We start from the raw sequence: 18,824 nt of genomic DNA, 5'->3' as shown, positions 1-18,824 counted from the left end.
CCCCCGGATCATGGGTTCGACTGGGGGCGCAAGTCATGCCGGGCCTGGCGACCACAACTCCCTGATGGGAGCCACGAAAAAGGTAACGGGGGGGGCTGGGCGTCGTGTTGTGGAGTTGCGTTGCCGTGTCGCGGGATGTGAGCGTCCTGTGCTGCCGGGGCTCGCTACGAAGCCTTTGCCGGGGTCACGGCTCGTACGCCCAGTAGCTCCTCGATTGCCGCGACCGCCAATGTCGCCGCGTTTCCTTCCCCGTAAGGGTTTCCCACCTGGGCTGGGCGCAACTCCCCGCTCAGCAGCTGGGCCGCCAGGTCCACGATCTTTGCGGTGTCCGTTCCCGCCAGCCAGGCGCAGCCCGCCTCCACCACCTCTGCCCGCTCCGTCACGTCGCGCAGGACCACCACCGGGGTGCCGAACGTCGGGGCCTCCTCCTGGATGCCGCCCGAATCCGTCAGTACCAACGACGCCAGCCGCAGCGCGCGGACCAGGTCCGGGTACTCCAGCGGGTCCGTCACCGTCACCCGGGGCAGGCCGGTCAGCGCCGCCTCCACCTGGGTGCGGACCTGGGGGTTCGGGTGTGCCGGGAACAGCACCTGGACGTCCGGGTGCTCGGCCACGATCAGCTGAACCGCCGCCAGCGTCCGCTCCAAGGGCTCGCCCCAGGACTCGCGGCGGTGGGACGTCACCAGCACCAGGCGCTCGCCCGCCTCCGCGAGCTCCATCTCCAGCAGTGCCAGCGCCGTGTCGCGGGCCGGGAGGTCGCGGGCCGCGATCTCGAGCACCGCGTCGACCACCGTGTTGCCCGTGACCGCGATCTGTTGCCGCGCAACGCCTTCCGAGCGCAATGCCGCCGCCGCGCCGAGGGTCGGGGCCAGGTGCAGGGCCGCGATCCGGGACACCATCTGCCGCGCTCCCTCCTCCGGGAACGGTGCCGCCAGGTCGTGGGTGCGCAGCCCGGCCTCCAGGTGGACCACCGGGATGCCCAGCCAGAACGCCGCCAGCGCGCCGGCCAGGGTCGTCGTCGTGTCGCCCTGCACGACCAGCGCGGCCGGGGCGTGGCGGCGAAGCACGTCGTCGAGTGCGGGCAGCAGGCCCGCCACCAGCTCGGCCTGGCCGCCGGTCACCCGCGGCGGCACGTCGAGCCACCCGTCCACGGTCAGCCCGAACGGCTCCAGGGCCTGCTCGACCATGCCCGGGTGCTGGCCGCTGTGCACCACGACCGGGCGCAGCACCGGATGGGCCGCCAGCGCCAAGGCCAGCGGCGCGAGCTTGACGGCTTCCGGCCGCGTCCCGGCCAGCAACATCACGTCCACCCCGTGCCGCCTCTTCTCCACATCGTCCAGTGTCCTGGGAATTTCCACCGAGTAGGGCCGCCGGCGTGCGAGGGGCACACGCCGGCGGCCGAGGAACGCCGTCTTCAGTCCCGCGCCTGGGAAAGACGGCGGTTGCGGCGGTGGACGGCGATCAGCGCGACGGTCCCGAGCAGGACCAGCAGCACGCCGACGGCCAGCCACCACCCGATGTCGGCGCCGGTGGCGGCGAGGGTGCCGACCCCGCCTCCGGCCACGCCGACTCCGGCGCCCGGCATCTTGTACATCCGGACCTCACTCAGGCCTGAGCGGAACGGCGGCGGAAGATGCGGGTGCCGACCGGCACCGCGACGGCGCCGAGCAGGCCGAGCCCGATCCAGAGCCCGGCGCCGGACGCCAGCGGCATCGGCGGCGCGGCCGGGCCGCAGTTGGCCTGCGACACGATCACGTCACCCGAGCCGAGCGCCCCGGCGCCGCCGCCGAGCAGCTGCACGTGGACGGCGTTGACCGTGAGGCTGCCGTCCTTGTTCTTGATCTGCTCGTTGAGGGTGACCGTCGCGACGTTGAGCGTGCCGAGCCCGACCTTGATCTTCGTGTTCGGCGCCGGGGCGGCGTCGACCGCGCCGGCGCTGCCGAGGTTCGCGCCGACCAGCTTCGTGCTGCCTTCGACGCCCTTCTGCGTGGCGGTGCAGACGGCCTCGACGAGCTTGATGCCGACGTTGCCCAGTGCCGTCTTGAGCAGCGGCAGCGTGACGTCGGCGGTGCTCGCCTTCGCCGTCACCGCACCGGAGTTCTCGTCCCGCTTCGCCTCCGTGTTCACCGCGCCGGCGGTGAGGATGCCGGGCACCTCCGCCTTCGCCAGGCTGTTGCTCGCCGGGCCCGCGGTGTTCGCCGCCGCGAGCGGGCCGGCCTCCACCGCTTTCTGGCCGAGCAGGTGCACGTCGACCCAGACGCCGTACGCGGATCCGTCGCCGGGGGCCGCCGAAGCGGGGGCCGCGCCGGCGAGCACGACGCTCGCCACGACCGCGGCGAGCAGTCCGCCGCGGCGCACGAGGGAGCTCTTCATCAAGTGGTCCTCCGAATTCGCTGGATTTATCCGGGGTGTGCGTGACGGTGGCGCGGATCGAACCGGCTTGCCTCGACTCGGCACGCGGATCGACTATCGCGAAGACCGGAGCGAATAGCACACATAATTTCCCGAATCACCGGATCGGGTAAGGCTCGGCGCCGTTTCCGCTGGTCGTTTTCGATATCACTCGGATGGCGTAACAAGTTCGCCGAACTTCCAGCCGAATGGGGCGACAAACCACCCCGCCGGGTGGAAACCGCGGGCGCGCATGTCCTACGCTCGCCGGTGCCCGCAACTTGATCGGAAAATCGACACCGAGAGGAACGTCGTGGCGGTAGCGAGCGCTCCGAACTCAGGAATGGCAAGGTTTCCGCTGGTCGTGGCGCTGAGCGCGCTGGCCGCCGCGGGGGTCGTGGTGGTGCTGGCCGAGCGGTTGTACCGCGAACTGGAAGTGCGGCTCGCCGGCGCAATCCTCGAGGTGTTCACTACATCGGGTGTTTATATCGCCCCCGATCGGGAGTCTGTTTACTTTGGGTTGACCAGTGCTGCTCCGTTCGGGTTGAGAATGACTCCGGAATGTTCCTCGGCGTTCCTTTTGCTTCCGCTGCTCGTTGTGACCATGGCCATGCTCTACTTCCGGCCGTCGAATGCGCGGCGGCTGTTCTTTTCGCTCGGCATTTCGGCGGTGGTCGTCATACTCGTGAACCAGCTCCGCATTCTGACGATCGTCGGGCTCGTGCACGGGTTCGGCACCGACGAGGGCTACTACTGGGGCCACACGCTGCTCGGCTCGATGGTGAGCGTGTTCGGCGGCGCCGTCTCGATCGTCCTGTTCGTCTGGCTCGCCACACGCTTGAAGAAGGCAGAGCAGAACGCATGAGCGTCAAGGTCCTGCTGGCGATCACCCAGGCGTTCGCGCTCACCATGAGCGTGGCGTTCCTCGTCTACGTCGTGGTGATCGTGGTGCCCTACCTGCGCCGCAAGCCCGGCCCGGTCGGCGACCCGGCCGGCTTCACCTGGCACTTCTTCGTGCCGTGCCGCGACGAGCAGACGGTCATCCGCGAGACCGTCCGCTACCTGCGCACGACCTTCCGCCAGGCCCACGTCTGGGTCGTCGACGACGACTCGGAGGACCGCACCGCCCGCGTCGTCCGGATGCTGTGGCGGCGCCACGGCGGCTACGACCCGTACCTGCACCTGGTGCCGCGCGTGCGCCCCGAAGCCCGCACCGGCAAGGGTGACGCGCTGAACGCGGCCTACCGCGCCCTGAGCGAGTGGATGGGCCCGGACGCGAGCCGCGAAGACGTCGTCGTGGTGGTCGTCGACGCCGACGGCCGCCCGGCACCGAACTGCCTGGAGGTCTGCGCGGCGGACCACCTCTTCGGCGACCCGGCGGTCGGCGCGGTCCAGCTCGACGTCCGGATGGGCAACGCCGGCACGCCGCCGCCGACGCGCAACCCCCTTGGCCGCTGGTTCGGCCTCAAGCTCGCGCAGCTGCAGGACCTGGAGTTCCGCACGGCGATCGCGGCGATCCAGACGTCCCGCGGGTTCACCGGCACGATCTCCATGGGCGGCAACGGCCAGTTCACCCGCCTCACCGCGCTGGACTCGATCGCGGGCGACGCCGGGGAGCCGTGGCGGGGCTCGCTGCTGGAGGACTTCGAACTCGGCGTCCACCTGCTCACCGCGGGCTGGCGCACCGGGTTCACCCCGGATTCGCACGTGTCGCAGGAAGGTCTGTACAGCCTGCGGCGGTTCCTCGTGCAGCGCACGCGGTGGGGCCAGGGCACCATGCAGTGCGCCCGGTACCTGCGGCGGATCTGGGATTCCCCGCACGTCAGCACGCTCGGCGCGGCGGAGATGATGTACTACCTGGCCCAGCCGTGGCTGCAGCTGCTCGGCTCGCTGCTGTACCCGATCCCGTTCGTGCTGCTGGTGATCGGCACCGCGGGCGACCCGGCGCAGATGTGGACGTGGTTCACCGGCGGCGCCTGGATCCTCTTCGCCATCTACGGCTCGTTCGGGCTGCTGCCGTTCCTCGTCTGGGGCCCGATCTACCAGCTGAAGTGCTTGCGCAGCAGGAACATCCTGCGCGGGCTGGGCATGGGCCTCGCCTACGCGCTGTACATCTACACGTTCTACGTGACGTCGTGGCGGGCGCTGTTCCGGCTCGTCCGCGGGCGCAACGGCTGGGCGAAGACGCGCCGCAACACCGAGCAGGCGGCCGGGGTGAAGGTCGCGCTCGACGCGTGAGCGCGACCTCCACCCCGCGGTCAGAACGCCGGGACGATCCGGACGTCGTCGGCCTTGACGAAGGCGATCCGGTGCCCGAACTGGATCTGGACGTACTTGAGCTTGCCCTTCACCACCACGTGGTTCGCCGGGTCGAAGGTGGTCGCCCAGTAGTACTCGGAGCCCACCGTGCCGCCGGAGGAGTACTTCTGCCCGGCGGACAGCGTGTACGGCAGCGGCGTGATGGTCTGCACGGTCACACCGGCCGGGTACGCCTCGGGCTCGGGGTAGGCGCGGCCGTACACCGGCACGGTCGCGAGGCCCGGCTTCGGCGTCGCGACCCAGCCGATCGCGGGCTTCGCGACCCGGGCGCCGCGCGGGTTGCGGAACCAGCCCTTCTGGCCGAGGTACCAGATCGCCGTCCAGTCGCCGCGGACTTCGGCGACGGCGTACCGCTGGCCGGTCGCGACCCGGCTGCCGACGTCGGCGACGTCCATGGTGGACGCCGTCCCCTTCGGGTGCAGGCCGATGTCGACCAGCAGCGGCGAGGACTCACTCGGCTCCGAGTGCAGCACGACGGCTTCCGAGCCGCGCAGCGGGCAGGGCGTGCCGCTGCCGGACTTGTCGCAGCCGGTGAACGCGGGCTGGTTCTTCGCGAAGTCCGGGTCGATGGTGACCAGCGACGAGCCGGGCAGGCCGAACCCGCCGAGCGGGGCGCCCATCAGGTCGAAGTAGTGCGACCAGTCCCAGTAGGGGCCCGGGTCCCAGTGCATGCCCGCGATGGTCGACGGGACGGTGCCGGGCACGTTGTCGTGGCCGATGATGTGCGCGCGGTCCAGCGGGATGCCGTACTTGCGCGCGAGGTAGCCGACGAGCTTCGCGCTCGTGCGGTACATGGCCTCGGTGTACCAGGTGCCCTTCGCGGCGAAGCCCTCGTGCTCGATGCCGATCGACTTCGCGTTGACGTACCAGTTGCCGGCGTGCCAGGCGACGTCCTTGGCCGGCACGTGCTGCGCGATCAGGCCGTCGGCCGAGCGGATGGTGTAGTGCCAGCTCACGTACGTCGGGTCCTGGACGAGGTCGAGGACGTTGGCCCAGTAGCCCTCGGTGTCGTGGATGACGATGTGGTCGATCTTCTGGCTCGACGGCCGGTTCGCGAGGTCGTGGTTGCCGTAGTCGTCCTTCGGCAGCTCCTGGTAGGGCGCGGGGACGGACTCGCAGGTGACCCGGCGCGGGCATTCGACGTCTTTCGGCGTCGAGCCGGCGTGCTGCGGGACGACCAGGTCCGGCGTCGGGGCCAGGGTGACCTGCTGGCCGTCGTCCGTGGTCCGGGCGGTGCCGGTCTTGATCGTGTCGAAGACCTCGTCGGCGAAGGTCTGCGCGGCGGCCTGGTCGGCGGAGCCGCTGTAGCGCGCGACGGCGTCGTACCAGTTCTTGCCGGTGTTGTACTTCGCGAGGAGGGCGGCGCCGCCGCGGATGTTCTGGGCGGGATCGGTGCGCAGCGTTTTCGCGTCGGTTTTCAGGAGCCGCGCGGCCTCGTCGACGGTCTGCAGGGTGGGTGGCGGGGCGGCGGGGCCGGCCTGCGGGTGCACGGCCGGGCGCGCGTCGTCGCCCCGGGCGTCTTCGGTGCCCTCGTCGTGGTGGGTGCCGGCGACGCCGGCCTCCCGGAGGTCCGTGAGGTGCATGGGGCCGTAGCCGGCCGAGGTGCTGGGCGTTCCGGCGTTGGTGTCCCAGCGAGACTCGAGGTAGGAGACGCCGAGGAGGACGTTCTCCGGGACGTTGAACTCGCGTGCTGCCGCCGCGAAGTCGCGTTGGCGTTGGCTCGTGGTGTCGGCTTGGGCTTCGGCCGGTGCCGCGGCCAGGCCGGTGAGGAGGGTGATGGCGGCGGCGATGGCCGTGGTTCTCGGGATGGGGCGGGACATGGGCAATGAACCCCCAGGGTGCAGGTGCCAGAGGTCAAAACCTAACCAGAAACTCACGCCGGGGGTAAGAGGTGTGCCGGGTGGTGCTTCACGCGCCGATCGTGGGCGGAGTGGTGGGCCGTTCGTCCGAGAACAGCTCGTCGGACGCCTCGAGGTGCACCCGACGGCGGGAGCCGACCCTGTCCCGGGCATCTTGGTCGGCGGAGTACTGGGCGAGCGACATTCGGACGAGACCGAACAACACGCCGGTCACGCCGTCCATCGTGCCGGCCGAGACGTGGTGGGTCGCGGTGATGGCGTAGTCGGCACCCGGGGCGTGCAGCAGGCCGTCGATCTTGGCGTACTGCTCGCCCAGCGCCAGCCAGTCGTCGCGGCGGGACTCGGACATGCGGCTCCCCTCTCGACGAGGCGGGTGAGTGCCCCGCGTCACAGATGCCGGTCCAACGGTGCCCGGTACCAGCGGGTTCCCCTGGCGGGCGGCGCCACCCGATCGGATGTCAGTGCCGGGTCGGGGGCGGGGGAGGTGTAGGGCGGTGGGTTTGGACCGTTGCCCGGTGCGGCTTGGTGGGGCGGAGGAGGCGCCGGCCGGTGTGGGCTTGGACCGGCGTGTGGCCCGGTCGCGGAGGATCCCGTCCCGGCGGCCGGCCACAGCCCCCGGCCAGTGCACTTCGCCGGGGGCCGCAGGCTGGCCAGCGGCGCAAGAGATCGTCACGTCAAGTGCCTCCCCCGGCCGGGTGCAGCCACCAAGCTGCGGGCCTATTGGTCCCAGGGGACCGCACAAGACCTAACCATCTGTCGCCCTGCCAGTTTCCCGGAACGCGGCGCCGCCATCAAGCGCGGCCTTCGGTGGAACCCGCGCGGAACAAAGAGGCCGGTCAGGGCCCGTCCGGCGGCACTGTCGCACGTCGGGTGGACCCTCCTTGCACGACTGGCACTCACGTGGCTAGAGTGCTAATCGCACGGCCCGACAGCCCCGGCACCCGCGACGGCGGGGGTGGTAGAGCCGTAACCACATCCTGCCAACGCTTTCGACGACCGTGGAGGTCAACCCGGTGAGCGTGAACATCAAGCCGCTCGAGGACAAGATCGTCGTCCAGACGAGCGAGGCCGAGGAGACGACCGCTTCCGGCCTCGTCATCCCCGACACCGCCAAGGAGAAGCCCCAGGAGGGCAAGGTTCTGGCCGTGGGCCCGGGCCGGATCGACGACAAGGGCAACCGCGTCCCGCTGGACGTGAACGTCGGCGACGTCGTCATCTACTCCAAGTACGGCGGCACCGAGGTCAAGTACAACGGTGAGGACTACCTCATCCTGTCCGCCCGCGACGTGCTGGCCGTCATCAACTGACGTCCGCTCGCAGCGCATGACGCCCCGGGCCCCGCACAACGCCGGGGAGCGGGGCGTTCTTGCGTCCAGAGACTTCGAAAGGTAAGCGGAACACGCTATGCCCAAGCAGATCAGTTTCGACGAGGACGCTCGTCGCGCGCTGGAGCGCGGGGTGAACAAGCTCGCCGACGCCGTCAAGGTCACCCTCGGCCCGCGTGGTCGCCACGTCGTGCTCGACAAGAAGTTCGGCGGCCCGACCATCACCCTCGACGGTGTCACCGTCGCCCGTGAGGTCGAGCTCGACGACCCGTTCGAGAACCTCGGCGCGCAGCTCGCCAAGAGCGTCGCCACCAAGACCAACGACGTCGCCGGCGACGGCACCACCACCGCGACCGTGCTCGCGCAGTCGCTGGTGAAGGTCGGCCTGCGCAACGTCGCGGCCGGCGCCAACCCGACCTCGATCGGCCGCGGCATCGAGGCCGCCGCGGAGAAGGTCATCGAGGTCCTCAAGGCCAAGGCCACCCCGGTCAAGGGCCGCGAGAACATCGCCCAGGTCGGCACCGTGACCTCCCGTGACGCCAACATCGGCGCCCTGCTCGGCGAAGCCGTCGAGAAGGTCGGCGAAGACGGCGTCATCACCATCGAGGAGTCGTCGACCCTGGCGACCGAGCTGGTGATCACCGAGGGCGTCCAGTTCGACAAGGGCTTCCTCTCGGCGCACTTCGCGACCAACCCGGAGGAGCAGAAGGCGATCCTCGAGGACGCCTACGTCCTGCTGCACCGCGAGAAGATCTCGGCCCTGGCCGACCTGCTGCCGGTGCTGGAGAAGGTCGTCGAGGCCAAGAAGCCGCTGCTGATCATCGCCGAGGACGTCGACGGCGAGGCGCTGTCCACCCTCGTGGTGAACTCGCTGCGCAAGACGATCACCGCCGTGGCGGTCAAGGCGCCGTTCTTCGGCGACCGCCGCAAGGCGTTCCTCGACGACCTCGCGGTCGTCACCGGCGGCGAGGTCATCTCCGCGGAGATCGGCCGCAAGCTGTCCGACGTCGACCTCGGCGCGCTGGGCAAGGCCCGCCGGATCGTCGTCACCAAGGACGACACCACGATCGTCGACGGTGCCGGCTCCAAGGACGCCATCGCCGGGCGGGTCGCGCAGATCCGCAAGGAGATCGAGACCACCGACTCCGACTGGGACCGCGAGAAGCTGCAGGAGCGGCTCGCGAAGCTCGGCGGCGGCGTCGCGGTCATCAAGGTCGGCGCGGCCACCGAGACCGAGCTGAACGAGCGCAAGCACCGCATCGAGGACGCCGTGGCTTCGACCAAGGCGGCCGTCGAGGAGGGCATCCTGCCCGGCGGCGGTTCGGCGCTGGTCCACGCGGTCAAGGAGCTCGAGGGCGGCCTGGGCCTGGAGGGCGACGAGGCCACCGGCGTGCGCATCGTCAAGGACGCGCTGACGGCCCCGCTGTTCTGGATCGCGACCAACGCGGGCCACGAGGGCGCGGTCATCGTCAACAAGGTGCAGGAGCAGGGCTGGGGCCAGGGCTTCAACGCCGCCACCGGCGAGCTCACCGACCTGCTGGCCGCCGGCATCGTCGACCCGGTCAAGGTGACCCGGTCCGCGGTGGCGAACGCCGCCTCGATCGCGCGGCTCGTGCTGACGACGGAGTCGTCGGTCGTCGAGAAGCCGGCCGAGGAAGAGCCCGCCGCGGCGGGCCACGGCCACTCGCACTGACGCAGTTCCACGACGACGGGGCGGCACTCGTGCCGCCCCGTTTTCATGCCCTGAACGGCACGGAGGGCGGCACCCCACCCGGTGCCGCCCTCCGATGTCTGTGTTGTGTCCAGCCTGTGGCGCGCTCAGCCGCCGGACATGCTGAGCGCGCGTTTGTCCGACTTGATGATGTGCTCCCGCTCGGACTCCGAAAGCCCGCCCCAGATGCCGTACGGCTCGTGCACCGCCAGCGCGTGGCTGCGGCACATCTCCAAGACCGGGCAGCTCAGGCAGACGGCCTTCGCTCTGGCCTCCCGTCGTGCCCGCGCCGGGCCGCGCTCGCCGTCCGGGTGAAAGAAGGACGCGCTGTCCATCCCCCGGCACGACCCTTCGAGCTGCCAGTCCCACATGTCGGCGTTGGGTCCTGGGAGCCTGCGCGTGTCTGCCATCCTGACCGCCTCCGTCATCCGGTCGATGCCGCTAGCTGCTTCGCTGTGGTGCCGATACTCCATTCGGTGCAACGGCGGTAACGTTAGAAGCGCGCCAATACTTGTTCAAGCGATTCGGTTCGATTCAGCCGTTAGGCATCCCCCGGATGTGTGAGCAGGGCTTTCGCCTCCGGTTGCCGACTGCGCTGGGTGCCTGGATATTGAGCCTCGTGGGAGCTGGGTCGGGCACCGAAGAACCCACCCTGCCGGTGGCCTCGGTCGCCCGCCGGCTCGGGGTCGCGCCGTCCACCCTCCGAACCTGGGACCGCCGCTACGGACTGGGGCCCAGCCGCCACACCGACGGCCGCCACCGCCGCTACGGCACCTCCGACATCGGCCGCCTCGAACTGATGCAGCGCGCCCTCCTCAGCGGCGCGTCGACGGCCGAAGCGGCCCGCTACGCCCTCGAGCAGATCCCGCGCTCCGGCCCGCCGCAGCCGGAGGAGCCCGGCGAACCGCCCGAGTCGGCGGTCGCCGACGACGGTCACGAGGTCCGGTCCCGCCTGGCCCGCCGGCTGAGCACCGCGGCACTGGCGATGGACGTCGGCGCGGTCCAGCGGATGCTCGCGGACACCATCGCCGAGCTCGGCGTGCTCCCCGCGTGGACGGGCGTGATCGAGCCGGTGCTCTCGGCGCTCGGGGCGCGCTGGCGCGGCGCGAGCGCGGGCGCGGAGGTCGAGTACCTGCTCGCGGAGTGCGTGTTCGCGGCGCTGGTCCGCGCGACCCCGGTGCTCGACGAGCCGCGCAACACCCGCCCGGTCCTCCTCGGCTGCGTCCCGGACGAGCGCGACTCGATGCCGATGTACGCGCTGGCGGCATCCCTGGCCGGCCGCCGGATCGGCGCGCAGCTGTTCGGCGTGCCGTTGCCGGCCGAGGTGCTGGCGGTGGCGGTCCGCCGCAGCGCGCCGGCCGCGGTGGTGCTGTGGGCCCACGGACGCGGGGTGGCGGACGCGCGGCTGTTCGCGCGGGTGTCCCGCGGCCGCCAGCGCAGCCGGCTGTTCGCCTGCGGCCCCGGCTGGGACCCGGCGGGGCTGCCGGACAAGGTGGAACTGCTGACGGACCTGCCGTCGGCGGCGGACCGCATCGAGCACGTCCTGGTCGGCGGCCGGCGGTAGCTCCCGCCCTCCGGCGGCGTGCGTGACGGCACTTCGATCATGTTTTTGTCGGTGCGAACCGCTAGAAAGGACGGGTGCACGAACCCGCCCTGAGGGCCGCCGCGTTCGGGAGCGACCCGCTGCCCGATCCCGCCGCCGTGCGCGGCGCCGGCAGCCCGCGGGAACGGCTGCTCGCCGCCGTCGTCCTCGGTGCTCAGGGCCGGTACGCGGCCGCGGCCACGCTGCTCGATCGCCTCCGGCGGGAGAGCGACCCGGTGACGGCCTCCCTCGCCGCCAGCACCTTCGCCTCGCACCGGCGGCAGCTGGGCGGCCACCGCCGGGCCCGCGCGCTCGACGGGGAGGCCTTGGCCAGTGCCGCTCGGCTGGGCACCGAGCCAGACCACCACGGCCTCGACGCCAAGGCCACCCCCCTCGAAGCAGCCGAGCCCGACCCGGACGGTCTCGACGCCGCCGGCGCCCGGGCCGACGCCCTGCTCGGCCTGGCCGCCGACAACCTGGCGCTCGGCCGCCTCACCGCCGCGCGCCGGCTCGCCGAGCGGGCCGCCGCCGGGAAAGCCGGGTGGCGGGCCGCGGTCCGCGGCGGCTGGGTGGGCGCCGAAATCGAGCTCGCCGCAGGTCAGGGCGCCGCCGCCGTGCCGCATGCCGAGCGCGCTTTGGAAACCGCGCTCGCGCGGGGCGCGCGGCGGCACACCGCGAAATCCCGGATTGTGCTGGCCGTGGCCCTCCTCTCCGCCGGGGATCCCGATCACCGGAAGATTTCGGACGACCTTGTCGGAAATGCAATGGCGACGGCGGAGGAATGCGAACTGCGTTCACTTTCGTGGCCGGCGGCGCTCGTCGCGGCCGACCTGCGCCCAGGACACGCCGAGGAGTATCGATTCAGAGTGGCGCAGGTGTTGCACGCAGTGTTACGAAGCGCAGATCCTTGCGGGAGGAGGGTTGCGGGGGAATCACCATGGGTCCCCGTCCCGGGTGGTTGAGCCGTCGGAATGGGGTGTTCCGGCATCCGGGCTAAGAAAGTTCAAAAAAAGCCACCGGATCGTGTCAAGGTTCGGGCTAAAGCGTCCGATAGGGGAAGAGGAATGTCACCCGGCTGCAGGAAGGAAACCCCGTGACGACGGTCTTGATCTGCGACGACCGACGCAGTGTCCGTGAAGGGCTCACCCGAGTGATGTCCGCGGTCCCTGGGGTCAGTCGCATCGACTGCGTAGCGCACGGTGACGAGCTGCTGGCCCGGTACTCCCGTCAGCCCGTCGACGTCGTGCTGGTCGGGACGCAGCGCGCGGTCCCGACGGGTGTCGAAGCCACCCGGCGGCTCGTCTCGGCCAACCCCCAGGCGAACGTCATCGTCTTCGGCGCCCCGGACGACGCCGGCAGCATCGCCGCCGCGATCGCCGGCGGTGCCCGCGGCTACCTCCGCTGGGACGCGTCCCGGCCGGAGCTGGTCGCCGCGCTGGCCCACACCCTGGCGAGCACCTCGGTGCCCGCGCCCCGTCAGCCGTCCGACCCGGGCGTCCAGCTGACCGAGCGCGAGCTTCAGGTGCGCCGCGGGATGAGCCAGGGCAAGAGCAACGGCCAGATCGGCCGCGAGCTCTACCTGTCCGAGGACACGGTGAAGACGCACGCCCGGCGGCTGTTCCGCAAGCTCGGCGTGCGTGACCGCGCGCAGGCCGTCGCGCACGGCTTCCGCCGCGGCCTGGTCAGCTGACCCGCCGCTCTCCCCGTTCCTGACACGGCCGGTTCCCAGGTGACGACGGGCCAGGGTGTTCCGCCCTGGCCCGCATCTATGTGGTCCCCATCACACTCCGGCGTTCGACGTGGCGGATTTCACCCCGCCGCCCCGCCCCTCCGGCGGATCTCGTACCCGCGGCCGGGCTCGCTCGTTGAATCGGCGACCGCGGGTCTCCAGCACGACCCGCAACAACCGGGGCTCCGCCATCCGGAACCCCGGAAGAACCGTATTTTCACGCTTCCGACCGCCGCGGCACGCCCGGGTACACCGCGCGCGCCGGCCCGGAGTGAGCCGACGGTACGGTAGCGGTCACCGGTGCGCGGTGGAGGCGACCACGGGCCGGGTTCTTTGCACACCTACACGTAACACTGGGACTGTTGTCTGCGATGGCCAATGTGGGGGATGGACTGGATGAGCCGGTCGCCGCTGCTGTCGAGGGAGATCCCCAGGCAGTGGAGCGGCTGCTGGCTGCTATCCGTCCACTGGTAGTGCGGTATTGCCGCGCCCGGGTTGGCAGGCAGGAGCGATCGTTCGCTTCGGCAGACGATGTTGCGCAGGAGGTGTGTCTCGCGGTGCTAACGGCATTGCCCTCGTACCGCGATCAAGGCCGCCCGTTTCTGGCCTTCGTCTACGGGATCGCCCAGCACAAGGTGGCCGACGCGCACCGCGCGGCGGCGCGCAACCGGGCCGAGCCGGTGGCCGAGATCCCCGACGAGGTCGAGGGCGGGGTCGGTCCCGAGCAGCGGGCGCTGCAAGGTGAGCTGAACGAGCGGATGTCCCAGTTGTTGCAGGTGCTGCCGGACAAGCAGCGGGAGATCGTGGTGCTGCGCGTGGTCGTCGGCCTGTCGGCGGAGGAGACCGCGGACGCGGTCGGCTCCACCCCCGGCGCCGTCCGCGTCGCCCAGCACCGCGCCCTCGCGCGGCTGAGAAAGGTCCTGGCCGCGGAGGAGGTGATCTGAGTGACCGGTCACGAGAAGAGATTCGAGCCGGATGACGTCTTCGGCAGTGGCCTGACGGCGTCGGAGGCGGAATTCGCCGCCGACCTGTCGGCTGTGCAGGCCGACGACGCGCTGCTCGACGCGCTGGGCGGGTCCGACCCGGCCTTGGCCGACGGTCTCGGCGACCAGGAGCTCAACGCGTTGCTGGTGGCGTGGCGAAGAGACATCGACAGCGAGCCGCTGGCCGAGCTCGTCGACGTCGACACCGCCGTGCGCACCGTCAGTACCGCCGCCCTCGCGAAGCGGCACGCCTCGAGCGGACGCCGCCGCAGGCTGCTCGTCCCGGTCGCCGTCGCCGCCGCCGTGCTGGCGATCGCGTTCACCGGCACCGGGCTGGCCGCGCGCTCCGCACAGCCCGGCGACACGCTGTGGGGCCTCGCCAAGGTCCTCTACTCCGACCACACCCGCTCGGTCGAGGCGGCCGCGACCGCGAAGCTCGACCTCGAGAAGGCCAACCTCGCCATCGCCGGCGGCAACCTCGACGCCGCCCGCCAGGCCCTCCAGGACGCCCAGGCCGCCCTGTCGCAGGTCACCGACGAGGAGAACCGCGACCAGCTGATGGAGCAGCACCGGCAGCTCGCCGCCCAGCTCCAGAACCCCGAGGCGCCGGTCCAGGGCCCGATCCAGACCTCGGTGGCGCCGGTTTCCCCGGGCGCGCCGACGAGCCAGGCGGCCCCGCCCGGATCGGCGTCGTCCCTCCCCGGCAGCGGCAGCGGCACGACGAGCCTGCCGGGCAGCGCGACCCCCACACCGACGCCCCCGCCGCCGACCACGACCCCACCGCCGACCACGACCGCAGCGCCCCCGACGACGACCGGCGCCACCGGCAACGACCCGGGCACCCCGCGCAGCGAGTCCGCCGGCGGTCAGCCACAGGGCGTCAGCGAAACGCCGTAGCGGCGGTCCCGCCCGGCAGCAGGAGCTGCCGGGCAGCGTCACGCGACCAGGATCGGCCAGGCAGGCCGCGCAGCGAGTCCGCGGGAGCCGCGGGGCAGCGCGAGTCTGCCGGGCAACGCGGCGTGTCGGCGGTACCCGAGCTAACTGGGCAGGCCGCGCAGCGAGTCCGCGGGCGAGCCAGCCTGCCGGGCAACACGCCGCGCTGGCGCTCCACGAACAAGCCGGGCAGATCGCGCGGGAGTCCGCGGGAGCCGCGGGGCCGCGAAGGCGCTACCCGAACAAGCCGGGCAGACCGCGCAGGTCACGAAAGCCGAGAAAGCCCTGGTGAGGAAGCTCACCAGGGCTTTCTCGCGTCCGCGAAGCGCTCAGTAGGCGCTTTCGTTGGCCGTGACCCCATCAGCGAAACCGCGGCAGTAGTCCCAGCTCACGTAGTCGCCGGGGTTCGGGTCGTAGGCCGGCTCGTGCGGGCGCATCCGCCCGTCTGCCAGCAGCTGCTCGAGGCTGGCCCGCAGCAGGTGCCAGTCGTGGTAGTGGGGTTCGTCGCACTCGCCGCAGTCGACCACGATCCCGCGTACCCCGCGGGGTTCGAGCAGGGCCTGGTAGACGGCCAGGTCCGAGAGATCGGCCAGCAGCTCGGTGCGTTCGGAGTCGCTGATCGGCTCGTCCAGCCGGTCCTCGGGGTCTCCGAATGCGCGGGCCGGGTCGTCCGGGTCGTCCGCGAACGGGTCTGGAGGCAGGACATCGTGCGCCACGGCCTGCACGGTACCGGGCGGCCCCACCGGCCCGCCCACCGCCCGGGGCGGGCGGGGAGCGGCGGATATCATGAGGGGAAGGCTCCGAGTCGCCGTTGATCGAACACAGCGACACGCTCATCCCGCGCCAGGAAGGCCCTTCACCCGCTATGACCAGCGACGGCACCACCGCCCCCGTTCCGGCCAAGTTCGCCATGCTCGGCCTGACCTTCGACGACGTGCTGCTGCTGCCGGCCGAATCGGACGTCGTTCCGAGCGCCGTCGACACGAGCTCCCGGCTGACCCGGAACATCACCCTCGGCGTCCCGCTGGTGTCCGCGGCCATGGACACCGTCACCGAGGCGCGGATGGCCATCGCGATGGCCCGCCAAGGCGGCATCGGTGTCCTCCAGCGCAACCTGCCGATCGACGAGCAGGCCGCCGCGGTCGAGGTCGTCAAGCGGTCCGAGGCCGGCATGGTCACCGACCCGGTCACCTGCGCGCCGGACGCGACGCTCGCCGAGGTCGACGCCCTGTGCGCGAAGTTCCGCATCTCCGGCGTGCCGGTGACCGACGCGGCCGGGACGCTGGTGGGCATCATCACCAACCGCGACATGCGGTTCGAGGTCGACCACAGCCGCCCGGTGTCCGAGGTCATGACGAAGGCGCCGCTGGTCACCGCCCAGGTCGGGGTGTCGGCGGACGCCGCGCTCGGCCTGCTGCGCCGGCACAAGATCGAGAAGCTGCCGATCGTCGACGGCGCGGGCAAGCTCCGCGGCCTGATCACGGTCAAGGACTTCGTGAAGACCGAGCAGTACCCGAAGGCGACGAAGGACCCGGACGGCCGGCTCATCGTCGGCGCCGCGGTCGGCGTGGGCGTCGACGGCCACAAGCGCGCGATGACGCTCGCCGAAGCCGGCGTCGACGTGCTGATGGTCGACACCGCACACGGGCACTCCCGCGCGGTCGTCGACACGGTCTCGCTGCTGAAGAAGGAGCTGGGCGAGTCGGTCGACATCGTCGGCGGCAACGTCGCGACCCGGGCCGGCGCGCAGGCGCTGGTCGACGCGGGCGCGGACGGCATCAAGGTCGGCGTCGGCCCGGGCTCGATCTGCACCACCCGGATCGTCGCCGGCGTCGGCGTGCCGCAGATCTCGGCGATCTACGAGGCCGACCAGGCCGCGCGCCCGGCGGGCATCCCGGTGATCGGCGACGGCGGCATCCAGTACTCCGGCGACATCGCGAAGGCCATCGCGGCCGGCGCCTCCACGGTGATGCTGGGCAGCCTGCTCGCCGGCACCGCCGAGTCGCCGGGTGACCTGATCCTCGTCAACGGCAAGCAGTTCAAGGTCTACCGCGGCATGGGCTCGCTGGGCGCGATGCAGTCCCGCGGCCAGGGCAAGTCCTACTCGAAGGACCGCTACGCCCAGGACGACGTGCTCAACGAGGACAAGCTGGTCCCCGAGGGCATCGAGGGCCGGATCCCGTTCCGCGGCCCGCTGGCCAACGTCGTGCACCAGCTGGTCGGCGGCCTGCGCGCCGGCATGGGTTACGCGGGCGCCGAGACGATCGCGCAGCTGCAGGAGGCGCAGCTGGTCCGGATCACCGCGGCCGGGCTCAAGGAGAGCCACCCGCACGACATCACGATGACCGTCGAGGCCCCGAACTACACCACCCGCTGAGACAGCCCGATCGGACATTCCGCCGGCCCTCCTTGATCGCGAGACTGGGTTTCCAGCGATCAAGGAGGGAAGCGGAATGGCGGTTTCGCGACGGACGGTGGCGGTAGCGGCCGCAGCGGCGGTTCTGGGGCTCGGCGGCGGCGCGGCGGCGTCGGCGGCTTCGGGTACCGGGACCGCCGAGGTGGCCCAGGTGCAGTCGCCCGGGGAGATCTGGAAGCGCACCGAGCTGTTCTTCGGCACCGGCAAGCCGGACGGCACCGAGGTGACCGACCAGGAGTTCGCGCGGTTCTCCGAGCGGGAGATCACCCCGGCGTTCCCGGACGGCTTCACCCGCCTCGACGGCAGCGGCCAGTGGCGCGGCGGGTCCGGGGCGACCGTCCGGGAACACACGCACGTGATCGTGCTGCTGTACCCGTTCGGCAACCGGGACGCCGACCGGGAGATCGAAGAGCTCCGCGCCGACTACAAGAAGCAGTTCCAGCAGGAGTCGGTACTGCGTTCGGACTCCGTGGAGAAGGTCTCCTTCTGAGCTCCGGTGACCTAGCGTGCTTACGGTGATCGGCCTATCGCCTTGCGTGGCAGTCGTGGTGTGCACTAGAACACATGACGGTCCTGCGCAGGGTGTTCTTCACGGCCGTCGCCCTGGTGTCCCTGTTCCTCGGCGGCGTGGTGTGCCTGATGTGCCAGGTGCTCGCCGGCCGTGACGCGCCGACGTACCGCGTCGACGGGCACGTGGTGTCCCACACGCGCGGCGTGCTCCCGGTCGGCGGGTACCAGGACGCGGAGAGTCACACCGTCGAGGTCGACGCCGCGGGCGGCCGGCACTACCGCGTCACGGCGGTGGACTCCGGCCTCGACCTCCCGGCCGGTCAGCCGGTGACGCTCGACGTCTCGACGGCGGACGGCAGCATCGCGTACCTGCGCGCGGGCGGCGGCGTGGTCGACCTGCGGTCGGGCGTGATCCGGCCGGTGCTGTTGATCATCACCAGCCTGCTGGCCCTGGGCGCGGTGTACTTCGGCGCGGTCCGGCTCAACGTCTACCCGCCGGTGGCGACCTGGCTGGCGCTCGCGCTGGGCGCACTGCTGGCGCCGATCGCCGTGTTCGTGAGGGTGTAGCGGTGATCGGGAAACTGATCACACCAGCGGTGTTCGCGGCCGTCGCCGGGGCCGTGTTGGCCTTCGGGACGTTCGGGATCGTCCAGGCGGGTGGATCAGGAGAGCGGGAAGAAGCCGTCGTCGAGACGCGAAACGACGTCGACATGGGCATGCAGGGCCGCAGGTACGACCTCGTCCTCCGCACGGCTTCCGGCGAGCGCTTGGCGACATCAGGGGGCGACCGCAACCTCGACCTGCAGCCGGGAACGCCGGTCCTCCTGGAAATCTCCAAGCTCGGCAGGTCGGTGCGGGCGGTGGAGGCCGACGGCCGCCGGACGGCGACCTTGAACTCTCCCGCCCCTCTCGGCATCGTCGTGGTGTTCATCGCCGCCCCGCTGTTGCTCCTGACGCTGGGCGCCGCCGCCTCGGCCGGTCGGCCCGCACTGGCCACGCTGAGCGTGACGGCCGGGCTGGCGGCGGGCGCACTGCCCGTGCTGCTGCTGTTCTAACCCCCGTGCGC

20 protein-coding genes are annotated in these 18,824 nt (G+C 71.4%); 13 read left to right on the top strand and 7 right to left on the bottom strand.

Features of this window, described 5'->3' with window-relative positions; all coding sequences use genetic code 11:
• Positions 1–164: 164 nt before the first annotated feature.
• From wecB to ACWED2_RS37750, 3 genes are all read right to left on the bottom strand, one after another.
• On the bottom strand, positions 165–1,310 hold the full coding sequence (wecB, locus tag ACWED2_RS37760) for a non-hydrolyzing UDP-N-acetylglucosamine 2-epimerase (protein ID WP_449695307.1): 1,146 nt from the start codon (positions 1,308–1,310) through the stop codon (positions 165–167).
• Between the two features lie 104 nt (positions 1,311–1,414).
• Complete coding sequence (locus ACWED2_RS37755) at positions 1,415–1,594, bottom strand: LPXTG cell wall anchor domain-containing protein (RefSeq protein ID WP_247015003.1); 180 nt, start codon at positions 1,592–1,594, stop codon at positions 1,415–1,417.
• An 11-nt stretch (positions 1,595–1,605) separates the two neighbouring features.
• Positions 1,606–2,373: a choice-of-anchor P family protein gene (locus tag ACWED2_RS37750; RefSeq protein WP_449695302.1), complete on the bottom strand. Its 768-nt coding sequence runs from the start codon at positions 2,371–2,373 to the stop codon at positions 1,606–1,608.
• Between the two features lie 361 nt (positions 2,374–2,734).
• Between ACWED2_RS37750 and xrtP the strand changes: the two genes are divergently transcribed.
• Both xrtP and ACWED2_RS37740 read left to right on the top strand, forming a co-directional pair.
• Positions 2,735–3,256, top strand: a complete 522-nt coding sequence (gene xrtP / locus ACWED2_RS37745; RefSeq protein WP_449695306.1) for an exosortase P — start codon at positions 2,735–2,737, stop codon at positions 3,254–3,256.
• Positions 3,253–4,629, top strand: a complete 1,377-nt coding sequence (locus ACWED2_RS37740) for a glycosyltransferase family 2 protein (protein ID WP_449695301.1) — start codon at positions 3,253–3,255, stop codon at positions 4,627–4,629. Before xrtP ends, ACWED2_RS37740 begins: the two co-directional genes overlap by 4 nt.
• Before the next feature lie 20 nt (positions 4,630–4,649).
• Here ACWED2_RS37740 and ACWED2_RS37735 read toward each other — a convergent pair whose 3' ends face one another.
• Both ACWED2_RS37735 and ACWED2_RS37730 read right to left on the bottom strand, forming a co-directional pair.
• Complete coding sequence (locus tag ACWED2_RS37735; RefSeq protein ID WP_449695300.1) at positions 4,650–6,530, bottom strand: N-acetylmuramoyl-L-alanine amidase; 1,881 nt, start codon at positions 6,528–6,530, stop codon at positions 4,650–4,652.
• Between the two features lie 88 nt (positions 6,531–6,618).
• A complete protein-coding gene (locus ACWED2_RS37730; protein ID WP_449695299.1) occupies positions 6,619–6,918 on the bottom strand; it encodes a hypothetical protein in 300 nt (99 codons plus the stop codon).
• A gap of 664 nt (positions 6,919–7,582) precedes the next feature.
• Between ACWED2_RS37730 and groES the strand changes: the two genes are divergently transcribed.
• Complete coding sequence (gene groES / locus ACWED2_RS37725; protein WP_004559922.1) at positions 7,583–7,876, top strand: co-chaperone GroES; 294 nt, start codon at positions 7,583–7,585, stop codon at positions 7,874–7,876.
• Between the two features lie 97 nt (positions 7,877–7,973).
• Positions 7,974–9,587, top strand: a complete 1,614-nt coding sequence (gene groL / locus ACWED2_RS37720) for a chaperonin GroEL (protein ID WP_449695298.1) — start codon at positions 7,974–7,976, stop codon at positions 9,585–9,587.
• 125 nt (positions 9,588–9,712) lie between these two features.
• Here the strand turns inward: groL and ACWED2_RS37715 are convergent, their stop codons facing one another.
• The gene (locus ACWED2_RS37715; RefSeq protein ID WP_033261506.1) at positions 9,713–10,015 is read right to left on the bottom strand and encodes a WhiB family transcriptional regulator; all 303 of its coding nucleotides are present in this window, start codon (positions 10,013–10,015) and stop codon (positions 9,713–9,715) included.
• A gap of 248 nt (positions 10,016–10,263) precedes the next feature.
• Between ACWED2_RS37715 and ACWED2_RS37710 the strand changes: the two genes are divergently transcribed.
• From ACWED2_RS37710 to ACWED2_RS37690, 5 genes are all read left to right on the top strand, one after another.
• On the top strand, positions 10,264–11,169 hold the full coding sequence (locus ACWED2_RS37710; RefSeq protein ID WP_449695305.1) for a MerR family transcriptional regulator: 906 nt from the start codon (positions 10,264–10,266) through the stop codon (positions 11,167–11,169).
• Between the two features lie 74 nt (positions 11,170–11,243).
• Positions 11,244–12,149, top strand: coding sequence for a hypothetical protein (locus tag ACWED2_RS37705; RefSeq protein ID WP_449695297.1), 906 nt, complete (start codon positions 11,244–11,246; stop codon positions 12,147–12,149).
• Positions 12,150–12,280: 131 nt separating this feature from the next.
• Positions 12,281–12,877: a response regulator transcription factor gene (locus tag ACWED2_RS37700; RefSeq protein ID WP_449695296.1), complete on the top strand. Its 597-nt coding sequence runs from the start codon at positions 12,281–12,283 to the stop codon at positions 12,875–12,877.
• 410 nt (positions 12,878–13,287) lie between these two features.
• Positions 13,288–13,860, top strand: coding sequence for a sigma-70 family RNA polymerase sigma factor (locus ACWED2_RS37695; protein ID WP_026468912.1), 573 nt, complete (start codon positions 13,288–13,290; stop codon positions 13,858–13,860).
• Positions 13,861–14,796, top strand: coding sequence for an anti-sigma-D factor RsdA (locus ACWED2_RS37690; protein WP_449695295.1), 936 nt, complete (start codon positions 13,861–13,863; stop codon positions 14,794–14,796).
• Positions 14,797–15,161: 365 nt separating this feature from the next.
• Here ACWED2_RS37690 and ACWED2_RS37685 read toward each other — a convergent pair whose 3' ends face one another.
• Positions 15,162–15,557 carry a DUF5319 domain-containing protein gene (locus ACWED2_RS37685; RefSeq protein WP_003073549.1) on the bottom strand — a complete coding sequence of 132 codons (396 nt, stop codon included), beginning with the start codon at positions 15,555–15,557 and terminating at the stop codon, positions 15,162–15,164.
• 140 nt (positions 15,558–15,697) lie between these two features.
• Here ACWED2_RS37685 and guaB point away from each other — a divergent pair, with 140 nt between their 5' ends.
• The 4 genes from guaB (at position 15,698) to ACWED2_RS37665 (ending at position 18,813) form a co-directional block, all read left to right on the top strand.
• Entirely contained in the window at positions 15,698–17,209 is a 1,512-nt protein-coding gene (gene guaB, locus ACWED2_RS37680; RefSeq protein ID WP_449695294.1) for an IMP dehydrogenase, read from the top strand.
• A 76-nt stretch (positions 17,210–17,285) separates the two neighbouring features.
• Complete coding sequence (locus tag ACWED2_RS37675) at positions 17,286–17,738, top strand: DUF3574 domain-containing protein (protein WP_449695293.1); 453 nt, start codon at positions 17,286–17,288, stop codon at positions 17,736–17,738.
• A 74-nt stretch (positions 17,739–17,812) separates the two neighbouring features.
• Positions 17,813–18,325, top strand: coding sequence for a hypothetical protein (locus ACWED2_RS37670; RefSeq protein WP_449695292.1), 513 nt, complete (start codon positions 17,813–17,815; stop codon positions 18,323–18,325).
• Positions 18,326–18,327: 2 nt separating this feature from the next.
• A complete protein-coding gene (locus ACWED2_RS37665; protein ID WP_449695291.1) occupies positions 18,328–18,813 on the top strand; it encodes a hypothetical protein in 486 nt (161 codons plus the stop codon).
• Positions 18,814–18,824 lie beyond the last annotated feature (11 nt).

Source organism: Amycolatopsis sp. NPDC005003 (assembly GCF_053600695.1).
Note: the sequence above shows the minus strand (reverse complement) of the source record. Positions and strands in the feature narration are given on the sequence as shown.

What these genes read in the sequence shown, in the direction of transcription:
- ACWED2_RS37750 (WP_449695302.1), bottom strand. Translation starts at nt 2,373, where the DNA reads ATGAAGAGCTCCCTCGTGCGCCGCGGCGGACTGCTCGCCGCGGTCGTG.
- ACWED2_RS37670 (WP_449695292.1), top strand. Translation starts at nt 17,813, where the DNA reads ATGACGGTCCTGCGCAGGGTGTTCTTCACGGCCGTCGCCCTGGTGTCC.
- ACWED2_RS37695 (WP_026468912.1), top strand. Translation starts at nt 13,288, where the DNA reads ATGGCCAATGTGGGGGATGGACTGGATGAGCCGGTCGCCGCTGCTGTC.
- groL (WP_449695298.1), top strand. Translation starts at nt 7,974, where the DNA reads ATGCCCAAGCAGATCAGTTTCGACGAGGACGCTCGTCGCGCGCTGGAG.
- ACWED2_RS37740 (WP_449695301.1), top strand. Translation starts at nt 3,253, where the DNA reads ATGAGCGTCAAGGTCCTGCTGGCGATCACCCAGGCGTTCGCGCTCACC.
- ACWED2_RS37715 (WP_033261506.1), bottom strand. Translation starts at nt 10,015, where the DNA reads ATGGCAGACACGCGCAGGCTCCCAGGACCCAACGCCGACATGTGGGAC.
- ACWED2_RS37730 (WP_449695299.1), bottom strand. Translation starts at nt 6,918, where the DNA reads ATGTCCGAGTCCCGCCGCGACGACTGGCTGGCGCTGGGCGAGCAGTAC.
- guaB (WP_449695294.1), top strand. Translation starts at nt 15,698, where the DNA reads ATGACCAGCGACGGCACCACCGCCCCCGTTCCGGCCAAGTTCGCCATG.
- ACWED2_RS37755 (WP_247015003.1), bottom strand. Translation starts at nt 1,594, where the DNA reads ATGTACAAGATGCCGGGCGCCGGAGTCGGCGTGGCCGGAGGCGGGGTC.
- ACWED2_RS37675 (WP_449695293.1), top strand. Translation starts at nt 17,286, where the DNA reads ATGGCGGTTTCGCGACGGACGGTGGCGGTAGCGGCCGCAGCGGCGGTT.
- xrtP (WP_449695306.1), top strand. Translation starts at nt 2,735, where the DNA reads ATGGCAAGGTTTCCGCTGGTCGTGGCGCTGAGCGCGCTGGCCGCCGCG.
- ACWED2_RS37735 (WP_449695300.1), bottom strand. Translation starts at nt 6,530, where the DNA reads ATGTCCCGCCCCATCCCGAGAACCACGGCCATCGCCGCCGCCATCACC.